Origin of the sequence: Phenylobacterium sp., assembly GCF_031181185.1 — a bacterium.
In the GTDB taxonomy this organism is placed as follows: domain Bacteria; phylum Pseudomonadota; class Alphaproteobacteria; order Caulobacterales; family Caulobacteraceae; genus Phenylobacterium.
In genome coordinates this window covers 1-6,445 of sequence record NZ_JAPSKZ010000197.1, presented here as the reverse complement: position 1 = coordinate 6,445, position 6,445 = coordinate 1, and the positions used below count along the sequence as shown (strand labels likewise).

Sequence of the window (6,445 nt, the reverse complement as noted above, 5' to 3'; positions counted from 1 at the left end):
GCCTTGTCGCGACGACCCGCTTCGGCGTCCTGACCCCTCAGGCGCGGCTGCTCATCGAGGCGCGCACCGATGGCCTGAAGATCGGGCGGTTCGGGCGCCTGAAGGTCGAAGGCCTTTCGGGCGACGTCTGGCGGGACTTCCGCGTCCGGCGGCTCACCATTCGGGACGAGCAGGGCGTCTGGCTTGAGGCCAAAAACGTCCATCTCACATGGCGCTATTTGGAACTCTTCAGGCGAAGGTTCGACGCAGACCTGATCGAGGCCGAAAGCCTGCGCCTCGTCCGCCGGCCGACGCTAGCCCCCAAAGGCAAGGACCGAGGTCTGCCGGTGTCGTTCCACATCGACGCCCTGAAAACCCGGGTAATCATGGAGCCGGCCTTCAGCGGCCGGCGCGGGGTCTACGACCTGAACGCCCAGCTCGACGTCGAGCGCCGGGGCGGCCGGAGCGGCAAGGTGGCGGCCCGAAGCGTGCCGCATCCGGGCGACCGGCTGGACGTCGACTTCGTCTTCGGACCCATGCGGCCGCTGCGGCTCACCGTGCACGCGATGGAGGCCCGCGGCGGCGCGCTCGCCGGCGCGCTCGGCCTGCCGACGGAGCAGCCCTTCGAGCTCGCGGTGCGCGCCTCGGGCAAGGCCTCGGAAGGCCAGTTCACGGCCGTCGCGAGATCCGGCGCCGTCACGCCGGTCCTGGCCCGCGGCGCATGGCGCCCGGACGGCGGCCAGGCGGGCGGGCGGATCCTGCTGAACGCGTCTTCGCTCACCGGTCCGTATATGGCCAGGCTCGGCCCCGAGGTCCGCTTCGGCATCGCCGGCCGGCGCGCCGACCGGCAGTTCTACGCGCTGGAGGGACGGGTCTACGCCGACAATCTGACCGTCAAGCTTTCGGGCCGCGGCAACCTCGGTGAACGGCGGCTGGGACCACAGGGCGTGCGGGTGGACGCCGACACCCGCGACCTCTCCCGGCTCGCCGGGGGGCCGGAGACCGGCGCGGCGCGCCTGGCGGGAGTCCTGACCGGAACTCTAGCCGAGTGGCGCTTCGAAGGGGACGGCGCGGTTTCGGACCTGGCGCTGGGCGGCTACGGCCTCTCCCGCGTGTCCGGGCCCCTGCAGGTGACGCGCGACAAGGGAGCGATCTCGGTCAAGGCGAAGCTCGCGGGCGCCGGCGGGCGTGGGCAGGGCCTCGCCGCGGCCCTGCTGGGCGGCGCGCCCGTCGCCGCGCTAGACGGCGCCCGGCTGGCCGACGGCCGGCTGCTGCTGCGCAGCGTGTCGCTGACCGGGCGCGGCCTCAAGGTCGACGCCACCGGCGGCCGCAGCCTGCTGGGCGCGCTGACCTTCAAGGGGCGGGCCGACGTCTCGAACCTCGCCGCCGCCCGCCCAGGCGCCGGCGGCGGGGCGAACCTGTCCTGGCAGGCGTCCCAGGCCCGCGCGGACCGGCCCTGGACCTTCACCGTCGACGCCCGCGGCCGACGCTTCGCGACGGGCATGGACGAGCTGGACCGCCTGCTGGGCGCAGAGCCGCGCCTGCGCGCCCAGGCCAACTGGCAGGCCGGCGCGCTCTCGGTGGCCCACGCCAGCCTCGACGGCGCCGCGTTCGACATGACCACCGCCGGCGTGCTGCGCCGCGACCGCACCCTGGCGTTCAAGGCCGACTGGAACGCCCAGGGTCCCTTCCGCGCCGGCCCCGTCGAGATCGCCGGCCGCGCCCGCGGGACCGGGGCCGTGACCGGGGCCCTGGCCACGCCGCGCCTCGACCTCCTCGCCGACATCGAGCAGATCGACGTGCCCCGCCTACCGCTGAAGAACGCCAAGCTCACCCTGAGCTTCCTGCGCGGGGCCGATGGCTCCAGCGGCCTCGTGGCGCTGACGGCCGACAGCGCGTACGGCCTGGCCCGGGCGCGCTCCGCCTTCCGCTTCCCCGAAGGCGGCGTCGATCTCACCGAGCTGTCGGTGGACGCCGGCGGAGTGAAGGCCGACGGCGCGCTGTCGCTGCGGCGGCGCAGCCCCTCGGCCGCCGACCTGCAGGTGGCGATCGGCCGCGGCGCCTTGCTCGACGCGGGCCGCGTCGCCGGTCAGGTGCGCATCGTCGACGCCGGCGGGGCGCGGGCGAGCCTGGACCTGCGCGCCGAGAACGCCCGCCCGGCGGGCGCGGCGCTGACCATCCGTGCGGGTCGTCTTACCGCCGAAGGTCCGCTCAGCCGGCTGCCCTACACGGTCGTCGCGGAAGGCGGCTCCCAACGCGGCGCCTGGCGCATCGACGGACGGGGGACCCTGGCGGAGGCGCGGCCGGGCTATGCGCTCGCCTTCGACGGCGCCGGCCGGGTCGGCAAGCGCGACGTGCGCACGGTGGAGCCGGCCATCTTCCGCTTCGGCGGGGCCGAGCGCGGCGCCCGCCTACGGCTGGCGAGCTCCGACGGCGGCCGCATCGACCTGGACGGGACGCTGGGCGACCAGACCGCCAACGTGCAGGCGCGGGTCGCGGGACTGACGCTCACCCTGCTGGACCCGGACCTGGACGGCCGCATCGACGGGACCTTGACCCTCGCGGGCCGAGGCGGAGCGCTGTCCGGCGGCTTCGAGGCCCGCCTGGCCGACGCCCGTGGCCGCGGCGCCCCGCAGGCCCAGGGCATGGACGGCGTCGTCCGCGGCCGCCTCGCCGGCGACAGCCTGACCCTGGAGACCGAGGCTCGGAACGAGCAGGGCCTGACCGCCAGCGCCGACCTCATGCTGCCTGCCGAGGCCTCGGCCGCTCCGTTCCGCGTCGCCATCGCCCGCCAGCGTCCGATGCGCGGCCGTTTCGCCGCCGAGGGCGAGGTCCGGCCGCTGTGGGATCTGCTGTTCGGGGGCGAGCGCGCGCTGGCGGGCTTCGTCCGCACCCAGGGGACGCTCGGCGGCACGCTGGCCGACCCGAACGCCGTGGGCCGCATCACCGTCGAGCGCGGTCGCTTCGACGACGGCGGAACCGGCCTGTCGCTGCGCGACGTGACCCTCGCCGCCGACTTCACCCGCAACGCCGTCAACGTCACCCAGGCGACCGGCCGGGACGGCGAGGGCGGTCAGGTCACCGGCCAGGGGCGGATCAGCCTCCTGCGCAACGGCGTCTCCAGCTTCCGGCTGGATCTGCGGGGCTTCCGCCTGATCGACAACGAGATGGCGACCGCTTCGGCCACCGGCCAGGCGACGATCGCCCGCGCCGCGGACGGCAAGGTGCGGCTCTCAGGCGACCTGACCATCGATCGGGCCGACGTCGCCGCCGACCTGCCGACCCCGTCCGGCGTGGTGGCGCTGGAGGTCAAGGAGGTGAACCGGCCGCCCGAGCTGGACGCGGGCCTCCCCCCGCCGCGCACCCGCGGTTCCGGCTGGCAGCTGGACGTCAACCTGAAGGCGCCCCGGCGCGTGTTCCTGCGCGGCCGCGGTCTCGACGTGGAGCTGTCGCTGGACGCCCACGTCGGCGGCACGACCACCCGGCCCGACCTGTCGGGCGTCGCCCGAGTCGTGCGCGGCGACTACGAGTTCGCCGGCAAGCGGTTCGAGTTCGACGACACCAGCCTCGTCTATCTCGCCACCCGGCCGCAGAACATCCGATTGCAACTGGACGCCGTGCGCGACGATCCCACTCTGCGGGTGACGGTGCGCATCCGCGGCACGGCGGCGCAGCCGGAGGTCACGCTCGCCTCGTCTCCAACCCTGCCGAACGACGAGGTCCTGTCCCAGGTGCTATTCGGCCGCTCGGCCTCTCAGCTCTCGCCGGTGGAGGCGGCGCAGCTGGCCTCAGCGCTCTCGTCGCTCACGGGCGGGGGTGGGCTCGACGTGATCGGCAACCTCCGCACCTTCGCAGGCCTGGACAGGCTGGCCTTCGGCGGCGGCGACGAGGCCGGCATGACCGTTTCGGGCGGCAAGTACCTGACCGACGACGTCTATCTGGAACTCACCGGCGGCGGGCGCGAGGGCGGCGCGGCCCAGGTGGAATGGCGGATTCGGCGCAACCTCTCGATCCTGTCGCGCATCACCGGCGAGGGCGACAACCGGCTCTCGGTCCGCTGGCGGCGCGACTACTGACGCCTCAGGCGGCGGTTCGGCCGCCCTTCAGCGCGTAGGCCTGGGTGCCACGATTGAAGACGTGGTCCTGCGACAGGACGGCCTCGATGGGGATGTCTTCGGCGGCGGCGAGCCGCGCGTAGATCGGGCCGAAGTCCTGCAGCGTGGCGTCCAGCAGGCTCTGCAGCGACGGAATGATGAAATAGACCTGCTGGAAGTCGTCGATCCGGTACGGCGTGCGCATCACCCGCTCCAGGTCGAACCCCAGGCGGTTGGGTGAGGGGTCATCCAGGGCGAACACCGACTCGGCGAAGCTCGAGACGATGCCGGCGCCGTAGATCCGCAAGCCCTGCGGCGTCTCCAGCAGGCCGAATTCGACCGTGTACCAGTAGAGGCGCGCCAGGTTGTGCAGGCGGCCCAGCCCCAGGGCGCGCTGGCCGCCTTGGCCGTAGGCCTGCATGTAGTCGGCGAAAGTGGGGTCGGTCAGCATCGGCACGTGGCCGAAGACGTCGTGGAAGATGTCCGGCTCCTGCAGGTAGTCCAGCTGCTCCGGCTTGCGGATGAACTGGCCGGCCGGAAAGCGGCGGTTCGCGAGATGGTCGAAGAAGACGTCGTCGGGCACGAGGCCCGGGACGGCCACGACCGTCCAGCCCGTCAGCCGCTTCAGCTCCTCGTTGATGCGGGCGAAGTCGGGGATGCCGGCACGATGCAGGTCCAGCGCCTCGAGCCCCTTCAGGAAGGGATCGGCGGCTCGGCCGGGCAGCAGCTTCGTCTGCCGCTCGTAGAGGGTGATCCAGACGTCGTGCTCGGCCTGGGAGTAGCCGTCCCAGTTCTGGTCGATGGTCCAGTCGGCCCGCGCGCCGGGGGGCGGGCCATTGGCAAAGCCGTCCGCGCTCATGCTTGCGAGAATGGACCCGTTCCGGCGGAAGTTCCGTTCGGAAAAGGGCGCAAAATCGCGGAGCTGCGGAAAAAGCTTGCGCGCTAGTGGCTGATCCGGGGGCGGAGCTTGTAGTGGCCCTCGTCGAACGAGTCGAAGATCAGCGACGCCTGCGGGTGCCCAACCGGCTGCCCGGTGTCGTCGGGGACCAGGTTCTGCTCGGAGACGTAGGCCACATAGGCGCTGTCGTCGTTCTCGGCGAGCAGGTGGTAGAACGGCTGATCCTTGTGCGGCCGGATGTGCTCCGGAATCGACAGCCAGTATTCCTCGGTGTTCGAGAACTGGGGATCGACGTCGAAGATCACGCCGCGGAAGGGATACACGCGGTGCCGGACGACCTGGCCGATCGTGAATTTGGCGAGTCGCGTCGTCATGCTCCGAATCTACGTCTCATCTCCTGACTGGAACGTGAACGTAGCCCGCGGGACCCGGCAATCAAAGGCTCGGCTTCCGGCGCCGGCGGGCGCTTGCTACAGTCGTCGGGAAATGAGGCGCCCCGCCGGGCAGCCTGCGAAGGGACGGAAGCTGTCCATGGATGAGGCGCCGCGTGCGCCCCGCCCCCAGAGGTCCGCTGGGGGGATGCGCGAACGGGAGCGGGCAGGGGCCGATGCGCCCTGCTATGCCGCGCTCGACTTGGGGACCAACAACTGCCGCCTGCTGATCGCGACGCCGGCCCCGACCGGATTCCGCGTCGTGGAGGCCTATTCCCGGATCGTGCGGCTTGGGGAAGGGCTGACCCAGAGCGGTCAGCTCTCGGAAGTCGCCATGGACCGGGCGTTGGCCGCGCTCAAGGTCAGCGCGGAAAAGGTTCGCCGGCGGCGTGTCGTGCGTTTCCGCGCCATCGCGACCCAGGCCTGCCGCATGGCCGGCAACGGGGCCGAGTTCGTCGAGCGGGTGGCGCGCGAGACCGGCGTGCGCCTGCAGATCATCAGCCCCCAGGAGGAGGCTAAGCTCTCCGTCACCGGCTGCCTCAATCTCCTGGACCGCAGCGAGGACGCCGCCCTGGTCGTCGACGTCGGCGGCGGCTCCACGGAGTTGTCCTGGGTCGACCTGCGCGGCGCGCCGCCCACCGGCATGCCGCCGATCCGCGCCTGGCTCTCCATCCCGATCGGGGTGGTCACCCTGGCGGAACGCTTCCCTGAAGGCGAGACGGCGACCGAGGCCTGGTTCCGCGCCATGGTGGAGACGGTGAAGACCGAACTGGCCGCCTTTCGCCGGGCCGATCCGATGCGGCCGATCTTCGAGGCCGACCGGGCCCACCTCGTCGGCACGTCGGGCGCGATCACCAGCCTCGCCGGCATGCACCTGGAACTGCCGCGCTACGACCGCAGCCGCGTCGACGGCATCTGGATGACGCGCGAGGACTGCGACGCCGCCGCCGGACGGCTCCTGGCGCTCAGCGCCCAGGAACGCGCCGACCAGCCTTGCATCGGACCCGACCGCGCCGACCTGGTGCTGGCCGGCGCGGTCGGGT

At 72.6% G+C, this 6,445-nt stretch carries 4 protein-coding genes; 2 read left to right on the top strand and 2 right to left on the bottom strand.

The features are described 5' to 3' along the window. A partial coding sequence (locus RIF93_RS17715; RefSeq protein ID WP_309092774.1) for a translocation/assembly module TamB domain-containing protein occupies positions 1–4,055 on the top strand: 4,055 nt, incomplete at its 5' end. 4 nt (positions 4,056–4,059) lie between these two features. On the opposite strand, the gene phhA is transcribed toward RIF93_RS17715, so the two are convergent. Both phhA and hspQ read right to left on the bottom strand, forming a co-directional pair. Next, positions 4,060–4,932 carry a phenylalanine 4-monooxygenase gene (phhA, locus tag RIF93_RS17710; RefSeq protein ID WP_309092773.1) on the bottom strand — a complete coding sequence of 291 codons (873 nt, stop codon included), beginning with the start codon at positions 4,930–4,932 and terminating at the stop codon, positions 4,060–4,062. A gap of 83 nt (positions 4,933–5,015) precedes the next feature. Continuing rightward, positions 5,016–5,345: a heat shock protein HspQ gene (gene hspQ / locus RIF93_RS17705; RefSeq protein WP_309092772.1), complete on the bottom strand. Its 330-nt coding sequence runs from the start codon at positions 5,343–5,345 to the stop codon at positions 5,016–5,018. Positions 5,346–5,502: 157 nt separating this feature from the next. Here hspQ and RIF93_RS17700 point away from each other — a divergent pair. Continuing rightward, positions 5,503–6,445, top strand: a 943-nt coding sequence (locus tag RIF93_RS17700) for a Ppx/GppA phosphatase family protein (protein WP_375163890.1), incomplete at its 3' end; no start/stop codon positions are given.

Excerpts from the sequence above, each read along its gene's own strand:
- hspQ (WP_309092772.1), bottom strand. The coding sequence starts at position 5,345 with ATGACGACGCGACTCGCCAAATTCACGATCGGCCAGGTCGTCCGGCAC.
- phhA (WP_309092773.1), bottom strand. The coding sequence starts at position 4,932 with ATGAGCGCGGACGGCTTTGCCAATGGCCCGCCCCCCGGCGCGCGGGCC.